Origin of the sequence: Limnohabitans sp. MMS-10A-192 (assembly GCF_003063335.1) — a bacterium.
Classification (GTDB): domain Bacteria; phylum Pseudomonadota; class Gammaproteobacteria; order Burkholderiales; family Burkholderiaceae_C; genus Limnohabitans_A.
This window is the reverse complement of the sequence record NZ_NERX01000001.1, coordinates 763,402-789,340: the sequence shown is the minus strand read 5'-3', so window position 1 is coordinate 789,340 and position 25,939 is coordinate 763,402. Positions and strand designations below refer to the sequence as shown.

At 59.3% G+C, this 25,939-nt stretch carries 29 protein-coding genes and 1 riboswitch; of the genes, 19 read left to right on the top strand and 10 right to left on the bottom strand.

Annotated elements, in window-relative coordinates; all coding sequences use genetic code 11:
• Positions 1-13 precede the first annotated feature (13 nt).
• The 6 genes from ccoO to B9Z43_RS03810 all read left to right on the top strand — a co-directional run bounded on the left by ccoO (position 14) and on the right by B9Z43_RS03810 (position 3,883).
• Positions 14-640, top strand: a complete 627-nt coding sequence (gene ccoO, locus B9Z43_RS03835; protein WP_108322785.1) for a cytochrome-c oxidase, cbb3-type subunit II — start codon at positions 14-16, stop codon at positions 638-640.
• Between the two features lie 9 nt (positions 641-649).
• On the top strand, positions 650-790 hold the full coding sequence (locus tag B9Z43_RS03830) for a cbb3-type cytochrome c oxidase subunit 3 (protein ID WP_108322784.1): 141 nt from the start codon (positions 650-652) through the stop codon (positions 788-790).
• Positions 791-826: 36 nt separating this feature from the next.
• The gene (ccoP, locus tag B9Z43_RS03825; protein ID WP_108322783.1) at positions 827-1,744 is read left to right on the top strand and encodes a cytochrome-c oxidase, cbb3-type subunit III; all 918 of its coding nucleotides are present in this window, start codon (positions 827-829) and stop codon (positions 1,742-1,744) included.
• Between the two features lie 72 nt (positions 1,745-1,816).
• Positions 1,817-3,274 (top strand): cytochrome c oxidase accessory protein CcoG, encoded by a 1,458-nt coding sequence (gene ccoG, locus B9Z43_RS03820; protein WP_233253944.1) that lies wholly within the window; start codon positions 1,817-1,819, stop codon positions 3,272-3,274.
• Positions 3,275-3,297: 23 nt separating this feature from the next.
• Entirely contained in the window at positions 3,298-3,561 is a 264-nt protein-coding gene (locus tag B9Z43_RS03815) for a nitrogen fixation protein FixH (RefSeq protein WP_108322782.1), read from the top strand.
• A 28-nt stretch (positions 3,562-3,589) separates the two neighbouring features.
• Positions 3,590-3,883 carry a hypothetical protein gene (locus B9Z43_RS03810; protein WP_108322781.1) on the top strand — a complete coding sequence of 98 codons (294 nt, stop codon included), beginning with the start codon at positions 3,590-3,592 and terminating at the stop codon, positions 3,881-3,883.
• Between the two features lie 67 nt (positions 3,884-3,950).
• Here the strand turns inward: B9Z43_RS03810 and fnr are convergent, their stop codons facing one another.
• Positions 3,951-4,673 (bottom strand): fumarate/nitrate reduction transcriptional regulator Fnr, encoded by a 723-nt coding sequence (gene fnr, locus B9Z43_RS03805; RefSeq protein ID WP_108322780.1) that lies wholly within the window; start codon positions 4,671-4,673, stop codon positions 3,951-3,953.
• A gap of 209 nt (positions 4,674-4,882) precedes the next feature.
• Here fnr and hemN point away from each other — a divergent pair, with 209 nt between their 5' ends.
• The 3 genes from hemN (at position 4,883) to B9Z43_RS03790 (ending at position 7,797) form a co-directional block, all read left to right on the top strand.
• Positions 4,883-6,265, top strand: a complete 1,383-nt coding sequence (gene hemN, locus B9Z43_RS03800; RefSeq protein ID WP_108322779.1) for an oxygen-independent coproporphyrinogen III oxidase — start codon at positions 4,883-4,885, stop codon at positions 6,263-6,265.
• 51 nt (positions 6,266-6,316) lie between these two features.
• Positions 6,317-6,994, top strand: a complete 678-nt coding sequence (locus B9Z43_RS03795; RefSeq protein ID WP_108323256.1) for a sulfite exporter TauE/SafE family protein — start codon at positions 6,317-6,319, stop codon at positions 6,992-6,994.
• A gap of 77 nt (positions 6,995-7,071) precedes the next feature.
• On the top strand, positions 7,072-7,797 hold the full coding sequence (locus tag B9Z43_RS03790) for an SIMPL domain-containing protein (RefSeq protein ID WP_158270058.1): 726 nt from the start codon (positions 7,072-7,074) through the stop codon (positions 7,795-7,797).
• Positions 7,798-7,815: 18 nt separating this feature from the next.
• Here B9Z43_RS03790 and B9Z43_RS03785 read toward each other — a convergent pair whose 3' ends face one another.
• The 3 genes from B9Z43_RS03785 to B9Z43_RS03775 all read right to left on the bottom strand — a co-directional run bounded on the left by B9Z43_RS03785 (position 7,816) and on the right by B9Z43_RS03775 (position 9,426).
• Positions 7,816-8,631, bottom strand: coding sequence for a sulfite exporter TauE/SafE family protein (locus tag B9Z43_RS03785; RefSeq protein ID WP_108322777.1), 816 nt, complete (start codon positions 8,629-8,631; stop codon positions 7,816-7,818).
• Positions 8,632-8,869: 238 nt separating this feature from the next.
• Positions 8,870-9,199 (bottom strand): cell division protein ZapA, encoded by a 330-nt coding sequence (locus B9Z43_RS03780; protein WP_108322776.1) that lies wholly within the window; start codon positions 9,197-9,199, stop codon positions 8,870-8,872.
• Positions 9,196-9,426, bottom strand: coding sequence for a DUF904 domain-containing protein (locus B9Z43_RS03775; protein ID WP_108322775.1), 231 nt, complete (start codon positions 9,424-9,426; stop codon positions 9,196-9,198). Before B9Z43_RS03775 ends, B9Z43_RS03780 begins: the two co-directional genes overlap by 4 nt.
• Before the next feature lie 73 nt (positions 9,427-9,499).
• Positions 9,500-9,748, top strand: a riboswitch (cobalamin riboswitch).
• 68 nt (positions 9,749-9,816) lie between these two features.
• Between B9Z43_RS03775 and B9Z43_RS03770 the strand changes: the two genes are divergently transcribed.
• From B9Z43_RS03770 to B9Z43_RS03740, 7 genes are all read left to right on the top strand, one after another.
• On the top strand, positions 9,817-11,748 hold the full coding sequence (locus tag B9Z43_RS03770; RefSeq protein ID WP_108322774.1) for a TonB-dependent siderophore receptor: 1,932 nt from the start codon (positions 9,817-9,819) through the stop codon (positions 11,746-11,748).
• Between the two features lie 9 nt (positions 11,749-11,757).
• Positions 11,758-12,567, top strand: coding sequence for an ABC transporter substrate-binding protein (locus tag B9Z43_RS03765; RefSeq protein ID WP_108322773.1), 810 nt, complete (start codon positions 11,758-11,760; stop codon positions 12,565-12,567).
• Between the two features lie 91 nt (positions 12,568-12,658).
• On the top strand, positions 12,659-13,513 hold the full coding sequence (locus B9Z43_RS03760; RefSeq protein ID WP_233250007.1) for an ABC transporter substrate-binding protein: 855 nt from the start codon (positions 12,659-12,661) through the stop codon (positions 13,511-13,513).
• Entirely contained in the window at positions 13,510-14,520 is a 1,011-nt protein-coding gene (locus tag B9Z43_RS03755) for an iron ABC transporter permease (protein WP_108322771.1), read from the top strand. The genes B9Z43_RS03760 and B9Z43_RS03755 overlap by 4 nt, the downstream gene beginning before the upstream one ends.
• On the top strand, positions 14,517-15,284 hold the full coding sequence (locus B9Z43_RS03750; protein ID WP_108322770.1) for an ABC transporter ATP-binding protein: 768 nt from the start codon (positions 14,517-14,519) through the stop codon (positions 15,282-15,284). The genes B9Z43_RS03755 and B9Z43_RS03750 overlap by 4 nt, the downstream gene beginning before the upstream one ends.
• Positions 15,281-16,771 carry a cobyric acid synthase gene (locus B9Z43_RS03745; protein ID WP_108323254.1) on the top strand — a complete coding sequence of 497 codons (1,491 nt, stop codon included), beginning with the start codon at positions 15,281-15,283 and terminating at the stop codon, positions 16,769-16,771. Before B9Z43_RS03750 ends, B9Z43_RS03745 begins: the two co-directional genes overlap by 4 nt.
• A 21-nt stretch (positions 16,772-16,792) precedes the next feature.
• Positions 16,793-17,035, top strand: coding sequence for a glutaredoxin domain-containing protein (locus B9Z43_RS03740; protein ID WP_108322769.1), 243 nt, complete (start codon positions 16,793-16,795; stop codon positions 17,033-17,035).
• A gap of 3 nt (positions 17,036-17,038) precedes the next feature.
• On the opposite strand, the gene B9Z43_RS03735 is transcribed toward B9Z43_RS03740, so the two are convergent.
• The 5 genes from B9Z43_RS03735 to nth form a co-directional block, all read right to left on the bottom strand.
• Positions 17,039-17,653 (bottom strand): DUF2894 domain-containing protein, encoded by a 615-nt coding sequence (locus tag B9Z43_RS03735; RefSeq protein ID WP_108322768.1) that lies wholly within the window; start codon positions 17,651-17,653, stop codon positions 17,039-17,041.
• Entirely contained in the window at positions 17,650-18,285 is a 636-nt protein-coding gene (locus B9Z43_RS03730; RefSeq protein ID WP_108322767.1) for an OmpA family protein, read from the bottom strand. The genes B9Z43_RS03735 and B9Z43_RS03730 overlap by 4 nt, the downstream gene beginning before the upstream one ends.
• The gene (locus B9Z43_RS03725) at positions 18,285-20,882 is read right to left on the bottom strand and encodes a DUF802 domain-containing protein (protein WP_233250006.1); all 2,598 of its coding nucleotides are present in this window, start codon (positions 20,880-20,882) and stop codon (positions 18,285-18,287) included. The genes B9Z43_RS03730 and B9Z43_RS03725 overlap by 1 nt, the downstream gene beginning before the upstream one ends.
• On the bottom strand, positions 20,879-21,661 hold the full coding sequence (locus B9Z43_RS03720; protein ID WP_108322766.1) for a DUF3348 family protein: 783 nt from the start codon (positions 21,659-21,661) through the stop codon (positions 20,879-20,881). The genes B9Z43_RS03725 and B9Z43_RS03720 overlap by 4 nt, the downstream gene beginning before the upstream one ends.
• Before the next feature lie 215 nt (positions 21,662-21,876).
• Entirely contained in the window at positions 21,877-22,509 is a 633-nt protein-coding gene (gene nth / locus B9Z43_RS03715) for an endonuclease III (RefSeq protein ID WP_108322765.1), read from the bottom strand.
• A gap of 55 nt (positions 22,510-22,564) precedes the next feature.
• Between nth and B9Z43_RS03710 the strand changes: the two genes are divergently transcribed.
• The 3 genes from B9Z43_RS03710 (at position 22,565) to B9Z43_RS03700 (ending at position 24,958) form a co-directional block, all read left to right on the top strand.
• Positions 22,565-23,761, top strand: a complete 1,197-nt coding sequence (locus B9Z43_RS03710; RefSeq protein WP_108322764.1) for a PLP-dependent aminotransferase family protein — start codon at positions 22,565-22,567, stop codon at positions 23,759-23,761.
• Positions 23,762-23,912: 151 nt separating this feature from the next.
• Positions 23,913-24,752, top strand: coding sequence for an alpha/beta fold hydrolase (locus B9Z43_RS03705; RefSeq protein ID WP_108323250.1), 840 nt, complete (start codon positions 23,913-23,915; stop codon positions 24,750-24,752).
• Entirely contained in the window at positions 24,749-24,958 is a 210-nt protein-coding gene (locus B9Z43_RS03700) for a DUF3820 family protein (RefSeq protein ID WP_108322763.1), read from the top strand. The genes B9Z43_RS03705 and B9Z43_RS03700 overlap by 4 nt, the downstream gene beginning before the upstream one ends.
• A 262-nt stretch (positions 24,959-25,220) precedes the next feature.
• Here the strand turns inward: B9Z43_RS03700 and serB are convergent, their stop codons facing one another.
• Positions 25,221-25,937 (bottom strand): phosphoserine phosphatase SerB, encoded by a 717-nt coding sequence (gene serB / locus B9Z43_RS03695; protein WP_108322762.1) that lies wholly within the window; start codon positions 25,935-25,937, stop codon positions 25,221-25,223.
• Positions 25,938-25,939 lie beyond the last annotated feature (2 nt).

Here is a 25,939-nt window from a genome sequence, read left to right as displayed (position 1 = left end):
GGAGAAATAAAACATGGCTGAAAACCAAAAAACAGGTGGCGTCTCCCACGAGAAAATCGAGACCAACAACTTTTTGATGATCGTGCTGATCCTCATCGTGTTGTTGTTCGGTGGCATGGTCGAGATCGTGCCGCTGTTCTTCCAAAAATCCACCACCCAGCCTGTGGAAGGCCTCAAGCCTTACACCGCGCTGCAAGTGGCTGGGCGTGATGTGTATGTGCGCGAAGGTTGCTACAACTGCCACTCACAAATGATCCGCCCTTTCCGTGCCGAGACTCTGCGTTACGGTTCGTACTCGGTGGCTGGTGAGTTTGTGTATGACCACCCCTTCCAATGGGGCTCCAAGCGTACCGGTCCGGACCTGGCCCGTGTGGGTGGCCGTTACAGCGATGAATGGCACCGTATCCACCTGAACAATCCGCGTGATGTGGTGCCCGAGTCGAACATGCCCGCTTATTCGTGGCTTGAAAAGAACCCCGTAGACGGTGCCAGCTTGCCTGCACACATGAAAGGCTTGCGCACACTGGGCGCGCCTTACAGCGACGAAGAGATTGCCAAAGCCAGCGAAGACGTCAAAGGCAAAACCGAAATGGATGCCGTGATCGCCTACCTGCAAGGCATGGGTATCCACCGCAAATAAGGAACGGCCATGGACATCAACACCCTGCGTTCGATCGTGACCGTGCTCACCTTTGCCATCTTCCTGGGCATCATCTGGTGGGCCATGTCACGCCGCAACCAAGCCAACTTTGACGAAGCCGCGCAACTGCCGTTTCGTCAGGAAGACTGAATTGTCCTCAGTACATAACAAATCAAAGGAATCAAAATGAGTGACTTCATCAGCAATTTCTGGCACTTGTATGTGGCCGGCATCACGCTGGTCAGCATCATGGCCTGTCTGATCCTTCTGTGGTTCAGCGGCAAAGCCAAGGCCATGACGGCCAATGACAACACCACGGGCCACGTCTGGGATGGCGACTTGCGTGAAATGAACAACCCCCTGCCGCGCTGGTGGGTGGGCTTGTTCATCATCACCATCGTGTTCGCTTTCGTGTATTTGGCGATGTACCCCGGTGTGGGCAATCTGGCTGGCAAGTTCGGTTGGACATCGGCCGGTCAGTACGATGCTGAAGTCGCCAAAGCCAATGCCGAAGTGGCACCTTTGTACGCCAAGTTCTCGGGCATGCCCCCAGAAGAAGTGTCCAAAGACCCTCAGGCCATGGCCATCGGTGACCGCTTGTTCATGAACAACTGTGCCCAGTGCCACGGCTCTGATGCACGCGGCAGCAAGAGCTTCCCTAACTTGGCCGATGCCGATTGGTTGTATGGCGGCACGCCCGACATCATCAAGGCGACTTTGACCCAGGGCCGCAACGGCAACATGCCCCCCATGGCCGCAGCTGTGGGCTCGCCCGAAGACGTGCGCAACGTGGCCCACTATGTGCTCAGCCTGTCGGGCAGTCCACATGATTCACTGCGTGCATCTTTGGGTAAGTCCAAGTTCGGTGCTTGCGCGGCTTGCCACGGCATGGACGGCAAAGGCAACCACGCCATGGGAGCCCCCAACTTGACGGACGACATCTGGTTGCACGGCTGGGGTGAAAACGCCATCGTCAACATGATCAACAACGGCAAAGTCAACCAGATGCCTGCTCAGGCTTCGAAGTTGACCGAAGGCCAGATTCATGTGTTGGCATCTTATGTTTGGGGCCTGTCCAACAAGACAGTAGCCGCAGCCAAATAAGGTCGCCTATCCATCGTTGACCGATTCAGGACACCCCATTGAGGGTGTTCTGTTCATTTGAAAGCCCGTGTTTTGGACTCCCAAGAAAACCCTTCCAGAAAGATCGTGCCCATCGTCCCTGTGGCAGCTGCTGAGGACGACGTGCAAATGGTGTCGCTGTATGCAGCGACCCAAAAGATTTACCCGCGCAGCGTGCAAGGCATTTTTGCCAAGTGGCGCTGGTTCATGGTGGTCCTGACACAACTGGTTTTTTATGGTCTGCCCTGGATCGAGTGGGGCCAGCGCCAGGCGGTGCTGTTCGATTTGGGTGCGCGCCGCTTTTATATTTTTGGTTTTGTCCTGTATCCGCAGGACTTCATTTACCTGACCGCGATCCTGGTGATCTCGGCTTTTTCGCTGTTCTTGTTCACGGCCGTTGCCGGACGTTTGTGGTGTGGTTATGCCTGTCCGCAAACGGTTTACAGCGAGATTTTCTTGTGGGTGGAGCGCAAGGTCGAAGGCGATCGCAGTGCCCGCATCCGGCTGGACGGCGAAAAAATGTCGCTCGAAAAGCTGTTCAAAAAAGTTTACAAACACATTGTCTGGCTGGCCATTGCCATGTGGACCGGCTTCACCTTTGTGGGCTATTTCACGCCCATCAAAGACCTGGGCATGGAGTTCTTCTTGGGCAATATGAGTTCCTGGGAAGTGTTTTGGGTGTTCTTTTATGCTTTCGCCACGTATGGCAATGCCGGCTTCATGCGCGAGCAGGTTTGCAAATACATGTGCCCCTATGCGCGCTTCCAAAGCGCCATGTTCGACAAAGACACCCTGATCGTCACCTATGACGCACAGCGAGGCGAGCCCCGTGGCGCGCGCTCCAAAAAAGCCGACCTGACCACATTGGGCTTGGGCTCATGCGTGGACTGCAGCTTGTGTGTGCAGGTGTGCCCGACCGGCATCGACATCCGCAAAGGCCTGCAATACGAATGCATTGGCTGCGGCGCTTGCGCCGATGTGTGCGACACCGTCATGGACAAAGTGGGGTATCCGCGTGGCTTGGTGAAATACTCGACCGAGCACGCCATGAAAAACGGCTGGACCAAAGAGCAAACCTTGCGCCATGTGTTCCGTCCACGGGTCATTTTGTACATCACCATTTTGGTGATCGTGGTGGCCGCCTTGTTCACCAGTTTGGGCTTGCGCAAGCCGTTCAAGGTGGATGTGGTGCGTGACCGTGCTTCGCTGGCCCGCATCGTGGCGGGTGGCAAGATTGAAAACGTTTACCGTCTGCAAATCATGAACGCTGCCGAAAAGGCCATGAATTATGAGCTGTCGGTGGACGGTCTGCGCGACATCAGTTTGCAGCTCGAAGGCGATGCGAAAGTGGCCGCCACGGAGTCGCGCTGGATTTCGGTGCGCGTCCAGCTGCCCTATGATGCGGCAACCCCCGGCTCACACCCCATCCAATTCAAGATTCGTGCCATCGACGAGGGCGGCCATGCGCAGTCCGAGTTGATTGAAAAGTCTGTTTTTCTTGTGCCACGTTAAGCACATCACAGAGGGTTTCCAACATGTCTTCTCATACTTCTTTGCCTTTGCAAGACCGCCCTTGGTGGACACACGGTCATGTCTGGTTGATCATTTCCGGCCCCTTGATCGTGGTGATCGCGGGTTTTGTGACTTTTTATCTGGCGGCTCACGGACAAGACCCCGTGTTGTCGACACAAGAGGTCAGCACCCAGACACAAGGCAGCGGCATCACTTTGGCGCCTGCAGTTCAGGCCCGTAACCATGCGGCCACCGGTGAACTGCCTGACCAATCATCTAAAAAATAAGCCCTTTGGGCCAACAAGGAGACGAAACATGAAAGCGCAAAGAATGATGTGGATTGCCTGGCCTGCTTTTTTGGTGGCCGGCTTGCTGGAGTTGGTGGTTTTCGGTCTCGTCGATCCCCAAGACTTGCAGTGGTTTGGTCATCCCTTGGCGCTGTCCAGACAAGGGGTTTACACCGTGGCTTTTTTTGTCTTTTGGGCACTGACCATGGTGTCCAGCGGTTTGACCACGCTCTTGTCCATGTCGCCTTTTGAGGTCAACCGTTGCCCTGTCCCGCCAAATGGGCGTCCGCAAGACTGCGCGCGTGACAACAGCTGCTGCTGACAGTGAAACAGGGGCGTGACGCCCCTTTTTTTATGCAAGTTTTGAAAGGGCTCCAACCCTGAAGCTGTCAATGACAATGTGCAGGGTTGTTGACCAGGCGTTGCAAACCATCGGTGTCCAGAATTCGCACATGCCGCTGCTTGACTTCTACAGTGCCATCTTCCACGAACTTTGAAAAAGTTCGGCTCACGGTCTCCAATTTGAGGCCCAGATAACTGCCGATTTCTTCTCGTGTCATGCGCAACACCAATTCGGACTGAGAGAACCCCCTTGCGTGCAAGCGTTGCACCAGGTTCAGTAAAAAAGCGGCCAGACGTTCTTCCGCCCGCATGCTGCCCAAGAGCAACATCACACCGTGCTCACGCACGATTTCACGGCTCATGATTTTGTGCACATGGTGCTGTAAAGCGGTCACTTCACGTGACAGCTCTTCGATACGGTCGAAGGGCATGACGCAGACTTCAGCGTCTTCCAGGGCCACCGCATCGCAAGTGTGTTGATCGTGCACGATGCCATCCAGACCAATGATCTCGCCTGCCATCTGAAACCCGGTCACCTGATCGCGACCATCTTCGGTGGCCAGGCAGGTTTTGAAAAATCCGGTACGAATGGCGTACAGCGATGTGAACTTTTCGCCATTGGTGAACAGGGTACCGCCGCGTTTGATTTTGCGACGCACGGCCACCAGATCATCGAGTCGGTTGAGGTCCTGTTCGTTCAAACCCATGGGCATGCACAGTTCGCGCAGGTTGCAGTTGGAGCAGGCGACTTTGATGGCTTGTGGATTCATGGTGTTATCTCGTCGATGACAAATGGTTCTTGCCTTGGATCAAGTCTTGAGCTTAATACGATTTCTTCGCTACTCTTCGGGGTATACCCGGAAACAGTCAAAAATTGAAGTTAACCATTACGAACATTGACTTGTGTCAAAACACGCTGCATGACTTGCGGGCAAAGTCGACACCCGTACTGAACACGATTTGATTAAAGGGTGGGCTCATGTCCCTCATCACGCCTGAATTGCTGACACGATTTGATGTCCCCGGGCCTCGCTACACCTCGTACCCCACGGCAGACCGCTTTGTGGAGGCGTTTGGCGAAGCTGACTATTTGCAAGCACTTGACCAGCGAAAATCGGGTGCGATTGGCAAGGCAACGCCTTTGTCCTTGTACGTTCACATCCCGTTTTGCGAGTCACTGTGCTACTACTGCGCCTGCAACAAGATCATCACCAAGCACAAAGACCGGGCTGCAACCTATTTGCGTTACTTGACGCGTGAAGTGCAATTGCACACAGCCCATTTGGGCATGGGGCAGTCGGTCAGCCAGCTGCACCTGGGCGGCGGCACACCCACCTTTTTGAGCGATGACGAGTTGCGTGAATTGATGCACATGCTGCGGCGCCATTTTGAGTTTGTGCCGGGTGGTGAGTATTCGGTCGAAGTCGATCCCCGCACCGTTGACGAACAACGCTTGGCCGTGTTGGCCGAGCTGGGTTTTAACCGCCTGAGCTTTGGCGTGCAGGACTTTGATCCGGCTGTGCAAAAAGCGGTGCACCGCGTCCAACCCGCTCAGCAGGTGTTTGACCTGGTGGCGGCTGCGCGCCGTCTGGGTTTCGAATCGGTCAACGTCGACCTGATCTATGGCTTGCCCTTGCAGACCCCAGAGTCGTTTGAGCGCACCTTGGCACAGGTCAATGAATTGCGCCCGGACCGCATTGCCTTGTACGCCTATGCGCATTTGCCCGAGCGCTTCAAGCCTCAGCGGCGCATCCATGCCGCTGAGCTGCCTTCAGGTGGTGCCAAAGTGGCCATGCTCTCAAGTTCGCTGGATGCCTTCACTGAGGCGGGCTATGTCTACATTGGCATGGACCACTTTGCCTTGCCCGACGATGCCTTGGCTGTGGCCAAGCGGCAAGGGCGCTTGCACCGCAATTTTCAGGGCTACAGCACCCAAGCCGATTGCGATTTGATTGCCCTGGGGGTGTCCTCCATTGGCCGTGTGGGAGCCACCTACAGCCAAAACGCCAAGACCATGGAAGAGTATTGCGATCTGCTCGACCAGGGGCATCTGCCCGTGGTGCGTGGCCTGGCGCTGACGCGTGACGACCTGATCCGCCGCGCCGTGATCATGGCCTTGATGTGCCAGGGGCAGTTGCAGTTCGAGTCCATCAACCTGGCTTGGCTGGTGGACTTCAAGAAATACTTCTCAGCCGAATTGGCGCAACTCGATGACATGCAAGGCCAAGGCTTGGTGCAGCTGAGCGACACCGGCATTCAGGTGACCGGCATGGGCTGGTTTTTTGTGCGCGGCGTGGCCATGGTGTTTGACCGCTATCTGCAAGCCGACCGCAATCGGACCCGTTTTTCCAAAATCATCTGAGCTAGGATGGGCAAGATGTCTGCGCAGGAGCGCGGATCAAGCGGGAAAAACATGCAAAGTTCTTTGGCCATCACTGCGTTGATGATGGGTCTCTTGGGTGGTCCTCACTGCGTTGCCATGTGTGGGGCTGCCTGTGCAGGTCTGGGGCAGGCGGCAGGCGAGCACCGTCTGCGTGCGCTTTGGACTTTCCAAGTCGGTCGGATGTTGGGGTATTCATTGCTGGGCGCAGCCGCTGCGTACAGCGTGCAGGGCCTCGGGTGGCTCACCATTCAGTCGGCTGCTTTGCGACCCCTGTGGACCTTGCTGCATCTGTCGGCAATGGCCTTGGGGCTGGTGTTGGTGGTGCAAGCGCGCCAGCCGGTGTGGCTCGAAGCAGGTGCCCGCAGACTGTGGGCGCGTGTTCGTGCTTTTCATCAGCGCTCCGGCGCCGTCGCGCCTTTGCTGGTCGGATTATTGTGGGCACTGATGCCTTGCGGCTTGCTCTATTCCGCTTTGATGGTCGCCGCTTTGGCGGGCGATCCTTTGAATGGCGCGAGCAGCATGGCTCTTTTCGCCTTGGGTTCGAGCTTGAGTTTGTGGACCGGGCCTTGGTTGTTGCTGCGCCTGCAATCCCTTGGTGATGGCGCGTGGGGCGTGCGCGTGGCTGGACTGGCCCTGGTGGGCTTGTCCTCTTGGGCTTTGTGGATGGGCTTGGTGCACGACCAAGCGCCATGGTGCGTTACACCCTGATACGACGTCGAAGTGTCTGATGGCCCGTTGACGGCCCTTGGGCGCTCACAATGGCACCTCATTTTCACGAGGTGTTCATGCGAAATTTCAACAGCTTGTCTGCCGCCATCATTGTGGCGTTGTCCAGCATCACGGCCCATGCACAAAATTCTGTGACCAAGGATCCGCTTGTTGCCTCTTCTCAGATTGTGCATTTGAGCGCATCGGCTTCAGCGCAGGTCACACAGGATTGGCTGGTCATGACCTTGGCCGTGCAAAAAGAAGGGACCGATGCCGCCGCCGTTCAAAAGCAGATCAAAACACAGCTGGCTTCTGCATTGAGCTTGGCGCAAGGTTCTGCTCAAGCGGGTTTGCTGGATGTCAGCACAGGCCAATTGTCGGTCTCCCCGCGTTATGGCCGCGACGGCAAAACCAACGGCTGGACCGGTGTGGCCGAATTGGTGCTGCAAGGTCGTGATGTGGAGCGCATCACCGCTGTGGCCGGACGCGTGCAGGGCCTGACCGTCAGCCAGATGCATTGGGAAGTCAGTCCTGAACTCAAGCGCCAGACCGAAAGCCGCATTCAGGGTCAGGCGGTGGCGCAATTCCAGGCGCGAGCCAGTGCATTGGCCTCCAGCTTTGGCTTTGGCTCTTACGGTCTGCGCGAAGTGCGTGTCACCAATCAGGAGACATCGGGTGAGCCGCCTCAGATGCGCATGGCCGCGATACAAATGGATGCCGCGCCATCCCCCATGCCCGTTCCTGCGCAGGCAGGTCAGTCCCGCGTGGCGGTCAATGTTGCGGGCAGCATCCAACTCAAATGAGCGGACACGCCAAGCGGATCAGGCGCTCAGGCCTTTGTAAAGCATGTAGGCAGCCAGCACATACAAGATGGTGGCGAACACGCGCTTGAGCTGTTTGACGGGCAGCTTGTGTGCCGTGGCCGCACCCACAGGGGCCATGGTCACGCTGCACACGGCAATCACCACCAGCGCTGGCAGCCACAGGTAGCCAAACGAATAGTCAGGCAGGTTCTGCACGTTCTGACCGCTGACGATGTAGCCGGCCACGTTGGCCAAAGCAATCGGAAAGCCCAAGGCTGCACTGGTGGCCACCGCGTTGTGAATGGCCACATTGCACCAGGTCATGAAGGGCACGCTGATGAAGCCGCCACCGGCGCCAACCAGACCTGACAACAAACCGATCAAGCCACCGGCACCCAATTGACCGGTAAAACCAGGCATTTGGCGGGTAGGGGCGGGTTTCTTGTCCAGAAACATTTGCGTGGCAGAGAAGCCCACGAATGCGGCAAAGAACAAGGCCAGCGATGCACCTTTGACGAATGCAAAAATGCCCATGCTGCCGATCAGGCTGCCCAGCACAATGCCGGGTGCCAGACCTTTGACCAGATCCCAGCGCACAGCTTTTTTCTTGTGGTGAGCCCGCACGCTCGACACCGAAGTGAAGATGATGGTCGCCATCGAGGTGGCAATCGCCATCTTCACGGCCAGATCAGGACCCACGCCGCGCTGTCCGAGCAAATAGGTGAGGAAGGGCACCATGATCATGCCGCCACCAATGCCGAGCAGACCGGCCAGAAAACCTGTGCAAAGGCCCAGAACGGCCAATTCGGCCAGCAGCGTTGGTTCAATCATCATGGTGAATTGGCGTGCAAGTGAAGAAGGTGTCTGCGAATGCCACCGGACCGTCATCCTGAACCGGGGGTTCAGGTGGGCGAGGGCAGACTGGCGTTGGGTTCATCTGACGCGAGACGATCACGCTCACCAGCCAATGTACCAAGCCCGTGCTCTATGAGCATTGGTTCAAGGAAATATAAAGCCCGGCGTGCACCGCAGACAGGCGGATTGTAGGCCTTTGAGGGCCCGCTTGCGGAACTCAGAGCAATTGACCGTCGGATTCAATCGCCCGGTCCAGCCGTTGCAGCAGCTGTGTCAGGCGGTCCTGGCTTTCAGGCGTGCTGGTGTCGGCGGGTTTGGCGGCAGCACTGGGGGCGGCGGTGGCGTTGTCACCTTGGTCAAAAGCCAGGTTCAGGGCGGCCAGCACGGCAATGCGGTCGCGGGCCTTGATCTTGCCAGCATCGCGGATCTTGCACATGGCCACATCGACTTTTTGCACGGCCGCTTGCAGCCGCGCTTCGCCACCCTCGGGGCAGCCCAGGATATAGCTTTGGCCCATGATCTGGACTTCGATTTGTTTGGCGCTCATTGAGAAACCTCCGGCGCAGCCGAAGCAGATGCTTGCGGTAAACGCTCGATCAGGGAGTCCACCCTTGCCCGGGCGGCCGACAGGCGGGACTTGAGCTGATCGCGCTCCTGTGTGAGGGCCTGGACTTGCTGGGTCAGCAAAACGTGTGTGCGTTGCAGCTCTTCGTGACGGAGCAAGAGGTGATCCACACGTTCGGCAATCTGATCGATGGTGTCGGGTTGGGCCATGGCAATCAAGTTATCAAAATTGATGCCATTGTAGGCCTTGGCCGTCCTTGTAGGCTGGCTGACAGCTTGACGCCTAAAATAGCCCCCAGTTGGTGCTCGCGAAGCCGGTTCACGGCCCGCAGTTCAACGGGAAGCAGGAGGGAAGTGCCACCACGGCCGACCTAACCTGCGCTGCCCCCGCAACGGTAAGCAGACGGGTCTTTGCCACAAACAAAGACTCCGCTTTCATCTCAAACCACTGGTGACCCTGAAACAGGCCGCCGGGAAGGTGATGAAGGTCGCTCTGTCAGCCCGGATACCGGCCAACAAGGTGACCTGTCGCAAGACCGGTCGTGAAGCCCATGCACTGTCGGGGAAGGCGGTGAGGGCGTTTTGACTTGTTAGTTTCTTATGAAAAACCAAACGTTAGTTTTTGCCGGTGCGTTAACGCTGGCCGTCACCACGCATGCCCAGCAAAATTCTGTGTCTACTGCAAATGTCAGTCACGACATTGACCCCATCGTCATTTCGGCATCGCGCATGGCGCAGCCACGTTCGATGTCGGCAGCCATTGTGGATGTGATTACGCGTGAGCAGATTGAGCAATCCGGTGCATCAAATGTGGCTGAGTTCTTGGATACGGTTGGAGGAATGTCTCTGACACGTTTGTACGGACGTGCTGGAGTTGATGCTTCACTGGATATTGGCTATTTAGGAGAGGCGGGTTCACAAAACGTTTTGGTCTTGGTTGATGGCGAACGTCTGAATAGCCTGGATTCCTCGGGAATTCGTTTTGCTCAATTGCCTATGAGTAGCATAGAGCGAATTGAAATCCGTAAGGCTAATGGTGGTGCGCTTTATGGGGATAGAGCACAAGGTGGTGTCATTAACATCATCACACGTACCGATGCTACAAAAGAAGTGGCAGCTAGTTTGGGAAGCTTTGGTACGAAAAAATTGGACGCCTATCTTGGATTTAAAACGGACGATGTACGCGGTGCCGTTTCCTTGATGTCTGCCAGTGCCAATGGATATCGTGCTTACAGCGAGTCTCGTCAGCAAAGCGCGCAACTCAAATTGTCAACATCAGGAGATTGGGGGCGTGTCGGGTTTTTTGCTCGTGCCTTCGAAGAAAAGGCGCAATCTCCGAGTTATTTGAGCCCAGCTGAGTTCATGGCCAATCCTAGAAAAATTGGCGCTGAGCCTGCCGAGGCTGATCGTTCCGGCGGAGCGATCGGTGCTCGATATGACCGGGCCCTCAGCAATGACAGTTCTTTGTCTGTGGATGTATTTCATCAGTCTTCACAAGAGAAGCTTTACAACACCATTCGTAATTCTCGATCTTCAATTAGCCCAGAACTGCATTCACGTATAGGTAATGGTCAGTGGGTTATCGGCGGTGAATTCGCTGATACGGCTGCAAAAACAGACGCTGGAAAACAAGTCGGACAATTAAGTCAATCCTTCTACGTGCAAACAACTCAGCCACTTAGTCAAAGTGTTAATTTGGAATTGGGTGCACGAACACAGAATGTCGAGAACGATTTTCAGGTCAATGCAGCGGGAAGTACCACATCAGCAAGTACCCGAAAGTCTGGTTTCTCTGCGGCGTTAAGGCATCAACTGTCTCAAAACACGGTGTTGCGTGTGGGGGGCTTGACTGGATTCCGGTTTGCCAATGCCGATGAGTTGTATTACTTCAAACCCAGCGGGGACTATGCTTTGTTGGCGATCAATCCGACAATCAAACCAATGAGCACCCGAGAGTTCTTTGCTCAAGCTGAGCATTCATATGGGGCAGGTAAGTTCGATATTCACTATAGAAATATTCACGCAGGTGATGAAATTGGATACCAATACGATTGTGGAGCTATTGGAGGAATTTCTGCATCGTGCAATACAAACCTATATGACACGCAGCGTCAAGTGCTTTCATTCAACGGAAGCTGGAAAGCTAACGGGACATTGACCTTCAAAGGTGGATTGGATTTTGTCAATGCAGCGATTGACAGTGGCTTCAATGTGGGTAATCGACTTCCTTTGACGGCAAAAAAGGTGGCACGTTTGACGGCTGAGCAGCGCATGGACGGATATACGCTGATTGCCTCGACACGGTATCGCAGCAATATGCTTCAAGCCAGTGATCAAACGGCTTACTATCCTTTGATGCCATCTCGGAACGTGGTTGATTTTGGAATGAATACTTCACTATCCAAAACATTGACTTTGTCGGCATGGGTACGTAATGTGTTGGATAAGAATTACTATGACTTTGCCAAGTACAACGGGATTTATCCTGCAGATGGTCGTGCGTTGTTCTTCAACTTGAAGGCATCGTTGTAAAACAATGTCATGTTGAGCACATCTCTCGCCCCCCAACGCATCGTCTGCCTCACCGAAGAGGCGACAGAGTGGCTGTACCTGTTGGGGCAAGAGCAGCGCATCGTGGGCATCTCGGGCTACACGGTGCGGCCGCGCCGGGCCCGCGAAGAAAAACCCAAAGTCAGTGCTTTTTTGAGCGCCAAGATCGACAAGATCCTGGCGCTCAAGCCCGATTGTGTTTTCGGATTTTCGGACCTGCAGGCCGACATCGCATCTTTGCTGATCAAGGCCGGTGTGCAGGTCACCATCTTCAACCAGCGCAGCGTGGATGAGATTTTCTCGATGCTCTACCAAGTGGCGGCGATGGTGGGCGAGGCCGAGCAAGGCCTGGCCAGGTTGTCGGTCATGCGCGCCGAGCTGGATGCCATCGGCCATAAGGCGGCCAGCTTCAAGCGCCGCCCCAAAGTATTTTTTGAAGAATGGGACGAGCCGCACATCAGCGGCATCCGCTGGGTGTCGGAGTTGATGGGCATTGCAGGCGGTGACGACGTGTTCCCCGAGCTGGCCGTGCAGTCGCTGGGCCGTGACCGCATCATTGCCGATGGACAGACCATCGTGGAACGCGCCCCCGACATCATCATCGGCTCGTGGTGCGGCAAGAAATTTCGCCCCGAAAAAGTGGCCGCACGCCCGGGCTGGCAAGACGTGCCCGCGGTGCGCAACGGTCAGTTGTTTGAGATCAAATCGGCCGACATCCTGCAACCCGGACCCGCAGCCTTGACCGATGGTGTGGCGCAGTTGCACCGCATCATCAGCCAATGGGAGGCTCAATATGCCTGACTTTTGCTGCACGCCAGAGATGAAGCGGGTCCTGCGCCAAGCCCGAAGTGAGCGCGCGAGGCTGCACACGCATGGATGGAGAACGCTGCTCGTGTTCCTGGCTTTGTTGCTGGCGAGCGTTTGGGCCTTGGCGGTGACGGTGCAAGACGATCGCCAGCAAAAAATCGAGATCAGCAAAGCACCGCAGCGCATCGTGAGCTTGCTGCCTTCACTGACCGAAACCGTGTGCGCGTTGGGTGCCTGCCAGCGTTTGGTCGGGGTGGACCGTTATTCCAACTGGCCTGCATCGATTGCGCAGGTGCCCCGCGTGGGCGGTGGCATCGATCCGAACATCGAAAGCATCGTGGCGCTCAAGCCTGACTTGGTCTTGGCGGCGGGCTCGACCCGAGGGGCAGACCGTCTGCAAGCCCTGGGCCTGACGGTGTTGCGCCTGGAGCCGCGCACCCATGCGGATGCACAGCGCGTGCTGCGCACCGTGGGCGATGCCTTGGGGGTGTCCCCCGCCCAGAGCGAACGCGTTTGGCGCGAGATCGAGTCGGGCGTACAAGCCGCCGTGCAGTCACTCAGCCCGCAGGCACGCCAACAGCGGGTGTATTTTGAAGTCAGCTCTGCGCCTTACGGGGCCAGCGAAGCGTCATTCATCGGCGAAACACTCACGCGCATGGGGGTGGGCAACATCTTGCCGGCTTCGATGGGGCCGTTCCCACAGGTCAATCCCGAGTTCGTGGTGCGTGCCCAGCCTGACGTGATCATGGTGGGCGACAGCAGCCGCGCCAGCATGGCGCAGCGCCCGGGTTGGCCGGCCTTGCGTGCCATGCAGGCGCAACGCATTTGTGTGTTCAAGCCAGCCGAGTCCGACATGCTGGTGCGTGCCGGCCCGCGCATGGCCGAAGGCGCCAGGCTCATGGCCGATTGCCTGAACAAAGCTGCAGGGGCAGGGCGATGAGCGATCCGTCCCGTGCGCAACGCTGGGCCGTGCTGCTGCTGGTGGTCGGTGTGGTCACGGTGCTGCTGGGCACAGCGGCAGGCAGCCAGGGCTGGCAGGCTTGGTGGTCCGCGCAGGCCGATGCGGTGTCACAGCAAATTGTTTTTGACATCCGCTTGCCGCGCAGCTTGGGTGCATGGTTGGGCGGTGGCTTGCTGGGCCTGGCCGGTGCTGTTGCACAGGGGCTGTTTCGCAACCCGCTGGCCGATCCGTATTTGCTGGGCAGTGCCTCGGGCGCATCGCTGGGCGTGGGCACTTTTTTGAGCTTGTTCGGTGGCAGCGCCTGGGCCATGACCGGGTGGATGGGCTTGGGCCTCACAGGCACGGCCTTTGTGGGGGCCGTGTTGGCCGTTATTCTGACTTTGCTGCTGGCGCGTGGCGTGCAGCAGACCCTGCGTTTGCTGCTGGCCGGTGTGGTGGTGGGGGTGGTTTTGGGTGCAGTCACCTCGATGCTGTCTTTGCTGCAGCCGCAGGTGCTACAAGCCATGCAGGGCTTCATGCTGGGCTCCACCGCTTTCGTCAGCTGGACGGCTTGCATCACCATGGCCCTTGTTCTGGTCTTGTGTGCGGGTCTGGCCTGGACCTTTGCCCGCGTGCTGGATGCCTTGACGCTGGGCGAGTCCACGGCGCAAACATTGGGCGTGCCGCTGCGTTCTGCGCGCCTGGTGTTGGTGGGGGTGATTTCTCTGGCCACGGGGGCTGCTGTGGCGCACATCGGGCTGGTGGCGTTTGTGGGTCTGGCGGCACCGCACCTTGTGCGTTCTCTGGTGCGCTGCACCCACGCGTGGCGCTTGCTGCTGGCCGCGCTCATGGGCGGCGCTTTGTTGGGCTTGGCCGATGTGCTGGCCCGCGTGCTGTTTGCGCCGCAAGAGTTGCCAGTGGGCGTGCTCACGGCGGTGCTGGGCGGCGGCTATCTGTTGTGGCGCGTGTACCGGGACACGCACCGCAGTGCAGGCGCAGCGCCATGAGCTTCGCCCTTCAAACCCGACAACTGCAGGTGGACCTGGGCGGCCGCAGCGTGCTGAACGGCCTTGACCTTCAGATCGCTGCAGGCCGCTGGACCTGCGTGGTTGGCCCCAACGGGGCGGGCAAATCCACCTTGCTCAGAGCGCTGGCGGGGCTGCTGCCGCACAGCGGGCAGGTGCTCTGGCAGGGCCAAGCGCTCGAAACTGTTTCTCGCCGTGACCGTGGTTTGCAGTTGTCCTGGCTGGGGCAGGGCGAAGCCAGCACGATGGATTTGCGTGTGTGGGATGTGGCCATGTTGGGCCGCTTGCCACACCAAGGCTGGCTGGGCGCGCCCACCGACCAAGACGCCGAGATGGTGGAGGCCGCCCTGAAAGCCACCCAAGCTTGGGATTGGCGCGAACGCACGCTGGGCGAACTCTCGGGCGGTGAGCGCCAGCGCGTGCTGCTGGCCCGCGCCATGGCGGGCAATGCGCCGCTCATGCTGATGGACGAGCCCTTGGCCAACCTCGACCCGCCGCACCAAGTGGACTGGCTGGAGCAGGTGCATTGCCTGATCGCGCAAGGCACCACCGTGGTGAGTGTGTTGCACGAGATCGGCATGGCCTTGCATGCCGACGAAGTCATTGTTCTGGACCAGGGCCTGGTGCGCCACCACGGCGCTTGCAGCGATCCTGCGACCCACGCGGCCATCGAGTCGGTCTTCAACCACCGCATCCGCATTTGTGCGTTGGATGGCCAATGGGTGGTTTTGCCCCGCATCGCATGACCGCGCGCTGCATCATGGTGCTGGGCACGTCCAGCGGCGCGGGCAAAAGCTGGCTGACCACCGCGCTGTGCCGCCATTACGCCCGCCAGGGGCTCAAGGTCGCGCCCTTCAAGGCGCAGAACATGAGCAACAACGCCCGGGTGGTGGCCCGTGCCAACGGGCTCAGTGGGCTGGGCGAGATCGGCAGCGCGCAATACTTTCAGGCGCTGGCGGCCAGGGCTGAGCCCGATGTGCGCATGAACCCTTTGCTGCTCAAGCCCGAGGCCGACACGCACAGCCAGGTCGTGCTGCTGGGCGAGGTCAGCGAAGCACTGAGCCACACGCCCTGGCACGAACGCAGCGACAAAGTCTGGCCCACCATTGCGGCAGCGCTGGATGAACTGATCGCCGAAAACGACGTGGTCGTGATCGAGGGCGCAGGCTCGCCCGCCGAGATCAACCTCATGCACAGCGACATCGTCAACCTGCGCGTGGCCCGCCACGCCAAGGCCCGCTGCCTGCTGGTGACCGACATCGACAAAGGCGGCGCCTTTGCCCACTTGTATGGCACTTGGGCGCTGCTGCCACCTGAGGACCAGCAACGCATTCAGGGCTTTGTGCTCAACAAGTTCCGGGGCGATGCCCGCTTGCTGACCCCGGCGCCCGAGATGCTGCAACAACTGACCGGCGTGCCCACTGTGGCGGTGCTGCCCATGTGGTGGCAGCACGGCCTGCCCGAAGAAGATGGCGTGTTCGACGACCGCAGCCGCGCCAACGGGGTGGTGACGCGCACGGTGGCCGTGATCGCTTACCCGCGCATCAGCAATTTGGATGAATTTCAGCCGCTCAAGAACGTGCCTGGCGTGCGTTTGCTCTGGGCGCGATCGCCTGCCGACCTGGCGGGTTTGCAGGTCAGCGATTGGGTGATCTTGCCCGGCAGCAAACACACCAGCAGCGATTTGGCCTGGCTGCGCCAGCAGGGGCTGGATGCGGCCGTGGCCAGCCACGCTCGCAAGGGCGGGGCGGTGCTGGGCATTTGCGGTGGCCTGCAAATGCTGGGCGAAGCCCTTGTCGACACCCACGGCATTGACGGCAATGCGCCGGGTCTGGGCTTGTTGCCCTTGGTCACGCAGTTTGCACAGGACAAAACTGTGGTGAAAACCCAGGCCGTGTTCGGGCAGGTGCATGGCGCATGGGCTGCTTTGAGCGGGGTTGAAGTCGCGGGCTACGAAATCCACCATGGCCAAACCCAAGGCCACAGCGCCATGCTGGCAGGTGGCGCGGTGCTGCACGAAGTCATGCCTGGGCTGGCTTGGCAAAGCGGTGACGGCCAGTTCAAGGGGCAAATTTTGGGCACCTATCTGCACGGCCTGTTCGAATGTCCGGCGGTGCTGCATGCCCTCTTTGGTGCGCAGGCCCCCACCCTGGAGTCGGTGTTCGACGGCTTGGCCGATTTCGTTGAGCAGCACTTTGCGCCACAGGTTTTGGCCCGATTGGCCGCGGCCTGAGGGACCGCTAGAATCTGGCCCATGGAACTCAAAATCGTCGTTTACTCCAAGTCCGCATGCCCCCAATGCGAGTCCGCCAAGATGGTGCTCAAGACCAAGTCGTTGGCTTTTGAAGAAATCAAGATCGACAGCGAAGAAGAGCGCATGGCTTTCTATGAAAAATGTGGTCCATCGGTTCGCCAGATGCCGCAAATTTTCATCAACGACCAGCGCGTGGGTGGCCTGGCCGGTTTGCAAGCTGCTTTGGCGCAGCTCGGCCGCTGAAGCTCACTTTTTGGCTTTCACCACCGAGGTGCTTTTCTTCGGTGATGCTGCGGCCTTGCCTGCCTCCTCCAGGCTGAGCAAGGTGTCCACATAGTTGATGAACCGGTTCAGGTAATCCGGTGACGCATCGCGCATCAGACCCAGAGAGCGCAACACCAGCATGTGTGAGTTGATGGGCCCCGCATTTTGCGGCGCCATCGCTATGGCCTGTTTCACCTGTTTTTGCACACTGATCTTGTTCAGCTGTTTTTTGAACTGCTGAACCTGGGTGCTTTCCGCACGCCAAGCGCTGGGTTTGCTGGCCTGCGTGCTCGGCGCAGTCAGCGGTGCTGTGGTGTGCTGCGCCATCTCGCTGAGCAGCGTGGCCAAAGGCGAGGGTGATGTCTCTGAACCCTGGGCTGCTGGCGGGGCTTCATCCAATTTGCGTTTGAATTGCGCCAAAGCCGTGGTCAACTTGTCGTTCAGCAGAGCCTGCGCATGACCGGTTTGTGCGCGAGCACGCTGACTGAGCACTTCGATGTAATGCCAGCCCACCGCGTCCAAGCGCGCAGCGCCAGCATCGCGCAGGGATGTCTGCAAGGCCTCCAGGGCTGAGCACGCGGACAAGGCTTGGTTCATGGCTTGCTGGCGTTCGAGGATTTGGGCACTGGCGCCATCTCCACGCGGCGGTTCTGGGCGCGTGCTTTTTCGTTGTTGTTGGCCACCAGCGGTTGTTCTTGCCCGAAGGCTGCAGCAAACAGCATGGACGAGGGCATGCCTTCTTCGATCAAGGTCCGCGTCACCGTCAAAGCGCGCTGGGCCGACAGTTCCCAGTTGTCTTCAAACTGCCGATTGCGGCTCTTGATGGACTGGTCATCGGTGAAGCCGCTGACCATCAGCATTTCATCGCGTGACTGCAAATAACTGCGCAAGGGCACGACCAGGCTTTTGAGCAATTTGCGGCCTTCGGGTTCGAGCTTGTCGGAGTTCAGTTCAAACAAGAGCTTGCCGCTGATGCCGATGCGGCCATTGTTCAAAGTGATGCGCCCACTGGCCAGCGGAACGGCCAAGGCTTTTTCCAGCGACATGCGCTTTTGTTCTTCGATCTGGCGCTTTTGCACCTCGTTTTCGAGCTTGGAGGCCATGTCCAGCTGAGCGGCCATCACACCCACCAGCAGCAACACAAAAGCGCCCAGCAGGCCGGTCATCAGATCGGCAAACGAGATCCAGACCGGCGAGGTGGACTCGACGTCTGCGTCTTGTTCGAGCATCACGCGGCTCCTTGCGCAGCGTGTTGTTGCAGCGTTTCCAGCACGTCTTTTTGCGAGGTGATGCTCAGGTCAATGATTTCGCGGGCTTGGGCCACGTAATAGGCCAGCTGTTCGTCGCTGCGGGTCATGGACTTGTCCATGGCTTGCTCGATGCGCTGCAGGTTGTTCATCAGCTTTTCGTTGGTCTCGTTGAACGATCGCACCGCAAAGGCGAAGGTCTCGCCCAGGCTGGCCACGTCCACGGCGCTGGCCGTCACTTGCGCGGCGATGTCGCCAAGCTTGGCCGACTCGCAGCTCACGTGTTCGATGAACTGGCTGTTGGCCTGGTTCAGGGTGGCGGCCGATGAGCTGACCAAGCTGTCGATCACGCTGCGCTGCTCAGTCGATGCATGGTTGATCGCATTCAGCAAATTGCTGAGGGTGTCCATAATGCGGGTGCGCTCTTCGAGCAGGGCGTTGTCGCGTGCCACGCTGACCGAGATTTCCTGACGCAGCTGGCCAATGACTTCAGCGGCGGCCTTGGGCGCTTCGGATGCCGTCTCAATCAGGCGGGTGATCGGGTCTTCCAGCGCGGTGCCCAAAGTGCTCAGGTGTGCGGTCACGGCGGTTTGCAATTCGCTCAAGCGGGCCACGGCGGCTTCGCCGCGCGCGTCTTCGGCTTCGCGCAGGGCCGACAGTTCGGTGCGCAGCAGGGCGCTGAGTTCTTCCGAGCGCTGGGTATGTTGGGCCGCCCATTGCGCTTCGGAGGCGATGCGCGCACGCATGAGCTCTTCGCTGCTGGCCATGAGGCGAGTGACTTCGGCCAGGGTTTGCGTGGCTTGCGTCTGGGTGTGCGTGGTGATCGCTTGCGCGGTCTGGCTCAAGGTGTCGCAGATGGCTTGCTGTTGTGCCAGCGTCTGTGCCCCTGAGGTTTGCCATTGCTGGCCCAGTGCGGCGGCGGTGCTTTCCAAGGAGGCCGTGAAGGCGTTCAGACGCACTTGATCGGCGGCTTCGCGCTCGCTGTGCACACGTTGGATGTCGGCCAGGGTCTGGCTGGTGCGGGCCTGTACCTGTTCAGTGACCTGCGTGGCGGTGTGTGTGAGCGTGTCGCAAATTTGCTGTTGCTGCGCCAGTGTCTTGTCGCCCGCGCTTTGCCATTGGCTTTGCAGCGTGGCGGCCATGGCGTCGAGCGAGGCCTTCCAGGCGTCCAGCCTTTGCTGGTCTTGGCTCGCGTGTTCGGTCTGCACGCGCTGGATGTCGGCCAGCGTCTGGCTGGCCTGGCTTTGCACCTGGGTGGTGATGGCTTGGGCCGTTTGGGTGAGGGTGTCGCAAATGGCCTGTTGTTGGGCCAGTGTCTGGCTGCCCGAGGCTTGCCATTGGCTGCCCAGCGATGTGGCCAGGCTCTCGAGCGAGGCTTTCCAGGCGTCCAGGCGCTGCTGGTCGGCATGGCCTTGCTGGTTCTGCTGCTCGGCCTGAGCGGCCTGTATATGGGTCAGCAGCGACTGGCTGCGCTGCTCAAATGTCTGGCTGAAGCCGTCGAGCGTCTGGCCCACGCGCTCGAGCATGCCGGTGCTGCTGGCCTCGTGTTGGGCCAGCGCTGTGCTGTAGGTTTGCGCCACACCTGCCGCCGTGGCACTGAACTGGGCATTGAGTTCGGCCAGCTGGTGCTGGGTGTTTTGCAAGAGCTTGTCGTTCATGCTTTGCGCCTGCTCGGCCATCTGCGTCATGGTCGCCTGCACCACAGGGCGGATGCCATCGCTGGCCACTTGCATGCTCTGGCTCAAGCTGGTGCGCAGCGACTGGTCCACCGATTGGGCCAGGCCTGTGTAGGCGGTGTGGACTTCCTGGTGAAAGCTTTTTTGATTGGCCATCAAGCGTTCATTGATCTGCTCGCTGGTCTGGGCCATCTGCACCATCATGGCCTGCAGTTGCGTGACCACTTGGGGCAAGGCTTGCGATTGTTGTTGCAAGGCCTTGAAGGTTTCCTGGCGCTGGTGCGTGAGCGAGAAGCCGCGCAGCTGCGTGGCGATGCAGCTGTCCAGTGTTTGGCTCGCATGGGCACGCTCGCGGCGGGCCAAGCTGCTCATCAGGCCCAGCATGGCCGAGGTGGCCACACCCGCGACCGAGGTGCCAAAGGCCAGGCCCAGGCCTTTGATGGGTTCAGAAAATGCGGCGCGGATGCCCGCCACGTTGCTGGAGCCCTCGAGCGCAAAGACCGCACCATTGAGCGTGACCACCATGCCCAAAAACGTGCCCAGCATGCCCAGCATGACCAAGAGACCCACTAAATAGGGCGTGAGCGCCGGACCTGGCAAACCTTGGCGTTCGCCTTCAACGCGTTGGCGCACGGCGTTTTGCAGCGAGGCGGGCAGGGTGATCAGCCAGTCGCTCAGGTGTTGCAAATCGGCCGGGATGTCGCTCAGGGCCTGGTTCAGTGCAGCAGTGGTGTCGCGGTAATGGCGCAGCTCCAGTGCCGCAAACACATACACCGCGCCAATGACCGCTGTCATCACCAAGACCAGAAAGTGGCTGCTGGCCACCGCCGCAGCCACCCAGAGGACGGCCAATGCGCCAAGTGCAAATGCGATCAGGAACGAATGTCGACTCAGACGGTTCATGGAGAGGGAGTGCTTTCTTGGTTGAATGCTTCAAGCAGGCCCAGGGCCGGTTGCAGCCGGGTGTCCAGCTCGGCCAGCAAGGCGGTGCGCATTTGCTGGCGCCAGGGCAAAAGCCAGGCGTCGGGCTTGAGGCGGGGGGCATTGACGTCTTCCGCCAAGGCTTCGGCCTGCTTCTTGAGGTGTTGTTTGAGGGCTTGCGTGAAGCGTTTTTCCAGCAGCTTTGGCACTTTGCCCAGCAGCATCGCTTCGCGCTCGCTGAGGATGTTTTCAAAACTGGCGTCCAGCGCTGCCAATTGCTGCAAGGCGGGCGAGCTTTTGGCCAGCTGGCCTCGCAGTTGCGAGCGCAGGGTGCGAACTTGGTTTTCCATCTGGCGCTGGTGCGCCGCATAAAACCGCCGGTAGGGCTCAAAGGCGATCTTGGGCTCGATCGGCTCATCGAGTGTGGCCGGTGGCATGTCGATGCGGGTCAGCCCGGTGCCCGAGGGGGCGCCTTGCGCGATGGACTGCTCCAGCGCGGCTTTGAATTTTTCGACGTGTCGGCCCAAGGCCTCGGGCGTCATCAGGCCTGCGCGGCGCTGGTGTGCAGGCAGCGTGGCAGGCGCTTGCGGCTCGGGGTTCAGCAGGCCGTGCAAGGCAATGGCCTGGCGAAAATCCAGCCAGTCGCCCAGTTTTTGGCCCACATCTTCCGTGGCTTGGACGGCCTCGATCATGGCGTTCTCGGTCAGAAAACGCACAAGTCTGGAACTGTTGAGGTGGGCACGCGGCAGGGCTCGCGTCATGGACGTATCGGTTTGGAATCGAATGGCAAGGCTGGCCGCTCCCAAGAAGCTTGGGCGGTGTGCTCACGCCGGGTGACGATCTTGCAAGCGGAAGGAATGTGCCTTCAAGGCACGGACCGCGAGATGCGGCCATTTTCATGAGGGATTTTACCTGTCGACAGGGTCACCTGATGACTGGATGAGAGCACCAAAGTACGCCGAAAATCGGATTGATTTCAAGTTGTTTTGAGCTTGAAATCGCAAAATGCCGACACCGAGCACTGCCCGCACATCGGCTTGCGCGCTTGGCACACATAGCGGCCGTGCAAGATCAGCCAATGGTGTGCGTCCACCAAGTACTTGGCCGGGATGCGCTTGAGCAGTTTGAGTTCCACTTCCAAAGGCGTTTTACCCGGTGCCAGGCCCGTGCGGTTGCCCATGCGGAAGATGTGCGTGTCCACCGCCATGGTCGCTTCGCCAAAGGCCGAGTTGAGCACCACATTGGCCGTTTTGCGGCCCACCCCGGGCAGTGCTTCCAGGGCTTCACGGCTGCGGGGCACCTGGCCGCCGTGCTGCTCCACCAAAATGCGGCAGGTCTCCATCAGGTGTTTGGCTTTGCTGCGGTACAGGCCAATGGTCTTGATGTAGCCCTCCAGCCCCTCCAGCCCGAGGTTCAGAATTTTTTGCGGCGAGCCTGCTACCGGGAACAACTTGCGTGTGGCCTTGTTCACGCCCACGTCGGTGGCCTGGGCCGACAACAGCACGGCGGCCAGCAGCTCAAAGACGCTGGTGTATTCCAGCTCGGTCACAGGCATGGGGTTGGCGGCTTGCAGCGTGGCAAAAAAAGATTCGATCTGTGCGGGCTTCATGGTCTTTGGATGTTGGCAAAATGAGGGCCAATTCAACCCGGGAAGATACACCACCATGTCTTTGCAATTTGCCGACCGCCTGAACAACGTCGAAACCTCCGCCATCCGTGAGCTGTTCAAGCTCTTGGGCAAGCCGGGCATCATCAGTTTTGCGGGCGGCTTTCCCGACAGCGCGATGTTTGACGTGGAGGGCATCCGCGAAGCCAGCAATGCTGCTTTGGCGCAAGACCCGGGCGCTGCCCTGCAATACGGCGCGACCGAAGGCTTTGGTCCGCTGCGCGAGCAACTGGCCCACTTCATGGCCCAAAAGGGCGCCAAAGACGTCACCGCAGAGCAGCTGATCGTGACGACTGGCAGCCAACAAGCGCTCGATTTGATCGGCAAGACCATGATCAGCCCCGGCGACAAGGTGATCGTGGAAGGCCCGACCTTTTTGGCCACCATCCAGTGCTTCCGTTTGTATGGGGCCGAGCTCATCAGCGCCCCGGTGGACGGTCACGGCGTGAAGACTGACGAACTGGAAAAGCTGATCGCCGAGCACAAGCCCAAGTTTGTTTATTTGATTCCCACCTTTGGCAACCCCAGCGGGGCCTTGCTCAGCGCAGAGCGCCGCCAACAGGTGCTGGAGATGGCCGTCAAGCACCAGACCCTGATCGTGGAAGACGACCCCTATGGTGATTTGTACTTTGGTGAAGCCCCGCCGCCCAGCCTGTTGGCCATGAGCGCCTCGGTGCCTGGCAGCCGCGAATTGCTGGTGCATTGCGGCTCACTGTCCAAAGTCTTGTCGCCCGGCCTGCGTGTGGGCTGGATGATCGCGCCTGCCGAGCTGTTGGCCCGCGCCACCATGTGCAAGCAATTCAGCGACGCGCACACCAGCACCTTTGCACAGGCCACGGCCGCGCAATACTTGAAAGCCGGTCGCATGCCCGCCACGCTGGACAAAGTGCGTGCCGTCTATGCAAAGCGCGCCCAAACCATGGGCGACGCGTTGCGCCGTGAGTTGGGCGATGCGGTCGAGTTTGTGCAGCCGCAAGGCGGCTTGTTCGTGTGGGCGCGCCTCACGGGCGCAGGCGGCAAGGTGGCTGACGGCAATGTGTTCGCCAAGCGCGCCATCGACAACGGCGTGGCCTTTGTGCCGGGCACGCCGTTCTTCTGCGCCAATCCGGACAATGCCACCTTCCGCCTGAGCTTTGCCACCGTGGGCGAAGACAAGATCCTCGAAGGCGTGGCGCGCCTGGCCAAAGCGCTTTGACTCTCTTCGTCACCCCGAATCGCATGAACCTGTCACCCCGAAACGCGTGAACTTGTCACCCCGAAACGCGTGAACCTGTCACCCCGGACTTGATCCGGGGTCCATTTCTTCATCACCATGGATCCCGCATCGAGTGCGGGACGACATCAACATGTCTCAAGAACGGTCCTCCAACGACATCGAACCCGTCAGAACCGGCACCGAGCTGTGCATCGATGTCAACGGCACCGAAGTCTGGCTGCAAGGTGAGGGCGATGAAGTCGTGCTGATGCTGCACGGCTGGCCAGACACCCGCGCCCTGTGGGATGGCACCGTGGCCGCACTGCAAGACCGCGCCACCTGCGCCCGCCTGACGCTGCCCGGCTTTGAGACCGGCCCTGCGGCGACCAGCTTGGACGACATGTGCCAACTGCTGCGCCAGGCGGTGGACCGCATCAGCCCCGACCAGCCTGTCACGCTGATGCTGCACGACTGGGGCTGCATTTTTGGCTACGAATTCGCCATGCGACACGCTGGGCGCGTGGCCCGCGTGGTGGCGGTGGACGTGGGTGACCACAACTCTGGGGCTTTGCTGCGCAGTTGGGGAGCTAAGGAAAAGTTGTCGGTCATGGGCTACCAAGTGTGGCTGGCCCTGGCCTGGAAGTTGGGCGGTGACTTGGGCATCCGCATGACCCGCGCCATGGCCCGCTGGCTGCGCTGCCCCACCGATCCGGCCACCATCACCCACAAAATGAACTACCCCTACGCCATGCAGTGGTTCGGCACGGCGAGTGGTTTCAAGCAGGCGGCGCCAATTCAATTGCCGATGCCGCTCTTGTTTGTCTATGGCGAGCGCAAGCCCTTCATGTTCCATTCCGCCCAATGGCTTGAAAAAATTGCCGCCACCCCTGGCAGCGCTGTGCAAGGCTTGCCCTGTGGGCATTGGGTCATGATTTCCCGGCCCGAAGCGTTTCATGCCCGTGTGCGTGCATGGCTCTGGGGTGCGGCATGAAGCCCGACGACCTGCTCAAGCTGGTGAACACGCCCATGCCCTTTGGCAAACACAAGGGCGTGCTGATCGCCGACTTGCCCGGCAACTACCTCAATTGGTTTGCGCGGGAGGGCTTTCCCAAAGGCGAGGTCGGTCAGCTGCTGCGTCTGATGCAAGAGATCGACCACAACGGCCTCAAGGACTTGCTGCGTCCTTTGCGCCGTTGATGCGCTAGGTCATGCATGGATGCCGGATCAAGTCCGGCATGACAAGGCATATTGCGGCTCTTGCGCTGTTGGAGCGCTTGTTCATGGGTGGATGCCGGATCAAGTCCGGCATGACAAGGCATATTGCAGCCGTTGCGCTGTAGGAGCGCTTGTTCATGCATGGATGCCGGATCAGGTCCGGCATGACATGGGCGTAGTGACGGCAGTCACTGGCTCATGTCTGTCACCCCGCACTGGATGCGGGGTCCATGCCTGCTTCAGCTCAGGGTTTGACGACTTCCAGCAATCGATCCAGCCCACCTTCATGAATGGCGACCATGGCCTGCTCACGCACTTTGGGTTTGGCGTGGTAGGCCACCGACAAACCGGCAGCGCCCATCATGGGCAGGTCGTTCGCGCCGTCGCCCATGGCGATGCACTCGTGTGGCTCGATGCCCAGCAGCGATGCGACTTCGAGCAGGGTGCGGCGTTTTTCTGCGCCGTCGCAGATGTCGCCCCAGCTTTGCATCACCAAGCCGCCCGTTAGTTCGCCGTTCACGATCTCCAGCCTGTTCGAGCGGGCAAAGTCGATGTTCAAACGCGCTTTGACGCGGTCGGCAAAGAAGGTGAAACCGCCAGACACCAGCAAGACCTTCATGCCCACTTTTTGGCAAGCGGTAATCAGCTCGGCCGCACCGGGGTTGATCTTCAGGCGCTCGGTGTAAACGCGTTCCATGTCGGCCAGCGTCACGCCCTTGAGCAGGGCCAGGCGGCGACGCAGGCTCTCTTTGAAGTCGGTGATCTCGCCGCGCATGGCCGCTTCGGTGATGGCGGCCACTTCGGCCTTGCGGCCCACGGCATCAGCGATCTCGTCGATGCACTCGATGCTGATGAGCGTGGAGTCCATGTCAAACGCGATCAGCTTGAACTGGGACAGAGACAGGGGAGCGGTGAAGCCTTGAATGGCAAGGCCAGGGGCAAATTCGGTAACGGTGGTCATGG

Bases quoted from the DNA above. Each gene is read 5' to 3' on its own strand.
- B9Z43_RS03725 (WP_233250006.1), bottom strand. From the start codon at position 20,882: ATGAACCGTCTGAGTCGACATTCGTTCCTGATCGCATTTGCACTTGGC.
- B9Z43_RS03795 (WP_108323256.1), top strand. From the start codon at position 6,317: ATGCAAAGTTCTTTGGCCATCACTGCGTTGATGATGGGTCTCTTGGGT.
- B9Z43_RS03735 (WP_108322768.1), bottom strand. From the start codon at position 17,653: ATGAACCAAGCCTTGTCCGCGTGCTCAGCCCTGGAGGCCTTGCAGACA.
- B9Z43_RS03745 (WP_108323254.1), top strand. From the start codon at position 15,281: ATGACCGCGCGCTGCATCATGGTGCTGGGCACGTCCAGCGGCGCGGGC.
- B9Z43_RS03815 (WP_108322782.1), top strand. From the start codon at position 3,298: ATGTCTTCTCATACTTCTTTGCCTTTGCAAGACCGCCCTTGGTGGACA.
- B9Z43_RS03765 (WP_108322773.1), top strand. From the start codon at position 11,758: ATGTTGAGCACATCTCTCGCCCCCCAACGCATCGTCTGCCTCACCGAA.
- B9Z43_RS03750 (WP_108322770.1), top strand. From the start codon at position 14,517: ATGAGCTTCGCCCTTCAAACCCGACAACTGCAGGTGGACCTGGGCGGC.
- B9Z43_RS03720 (WP_108322766.1), bottom strand. From the start codon at position 21,661: ATGACGCGAGCCCTGCCGCGTGCCCACCTCAACAGTTCCAGACTTGTG.
- B9Z43_RS03755 (WP_108322771.1), top strand. From the start codon at position 13,510: ATGAGCGATCCGTCCCGTGCGCAACGCTGGGCCGTGCTGCTGCTGGTG.
- B9Z43_RS03775 (WP_108322775.1), bottom strand. From the start codon at position 9,426: ATGGCCCAACCCGACACCATCGATCAGATTGCCGAACGTGTGGATCAC.
- B9Z43_RS03710 (WP_108322764.1), top strand. From the start codon at position 22,565: ATGTCTTTGCAATTTGCCGACCGCCTGAACAACGTCGAAACCTCCGCC.
- B9Z43_RS03830 (WP_108322784.1), top strand. From the start codon at position 650: ATGGACATCAACACCCTGCGTTCGATCGTGACCGTGCTCACCTTTGCC.
- fnr (WP_108322780.1), bottom strand. From the start codon at position 4,673: ATGAATCCACAAGCCATCAAAGTCGCCTGCTCCAACTGCAACCTGCGC.
- B9Z43_RS03785 (WP_108322777.1), bottom strand. From the start codon at position 8,631: ATGATGATTGAACCAACGCTGCTGGCCGAATTGGCCGTTCTGGGCCTT.
- B9Z43_RS03700 (WP_108322763.1), top strand. From the start codon at position 24,749: ATGAAGCCCGACGACCTGCTCAAGCTGGTGAACACGCCCATGCCCTTT.
- ccoO (WP_108322785.1), top strand. From the start codon at position 14: ATGGCTGAAAACCAAAAAACAGGTGGCGTCTCCCACGAGAAAATCGAG.
- B9Z43_RS03705 (WP_108323250.1), top strand. From the start codon at position 23,913: ATGTCTCAAGAACGGTCCTCCAACGACATCGAACCCGTCAGAACCGGC.
- hemN (WP_108322779.1), top strand. From the start codon at position 4,883: ATGTCCCTCATCACGCCTGAATTGCTGACACGATTTGATGTCCCCGGG.
- B9Z43_RS03770 (WP_108322774.1), top strand. From the start codon at position 9,817: ATGAAAAACCAAACGTTAGTTTTTGCCGGTGCGTTAACGCTGGCCGTC.
- B9Z43_RS03730 (WP_108322767.1), bottom strand. From the start codon at position 18,285: ATGCTCGAACAAGACGCAGACGTCGAGTCCACCTCGCCGGTCTGGATC.
- ccoP (WP_108322783.1), top strand. From the start codon at position 827: ATGAGTGACTTCATCAGCAATTTCTGGCACTTGTATGTGGCCGGCATC.
- serB (WP_108322762.1), bottom strand. From the start codon at position 25,937: ATGACCACCGTTACCGAATTTGCCCCTGGCCTTGCCATTCAAGGCTTC.
- B9Z43_RS03780 (WP_108322776.1), bottom strand. From the start codon at position 9,199: ATGAGCGCCAAACAAATCGAAGTCCAGATCATGGGCCAAAGCTATATC.
- B9Z43_RS03810 (WP_108322781.1), top strand. From the start codon at position 3,590: ATGAAAGCGCAAAGAATGATGTGGATTGCCTGGCCTGCTTTTTTGGTG.
- nth (WP_108322765.1), bottom strand. From the start codon at position 22,509: ATGAAGCCCGCACAGATCGAATCTTTTTTTGCCACGCTGCAAGCCGCC.
- B9Z43_RS03790 (WP_158270058.1), top strand. From the start codon at position 7,072: ATGCGAAATTTCAACAGCTTGTCTGCCGCCATCATTGTGGCGTTGTCC.
- B9Z43_RS03740 (WP_108322769.1), top strand. From the start codon at position 16,793: ATGGAACTCAAAATCGTCGTTTACTCCAAGTCCGCATGCCCCCAATGC.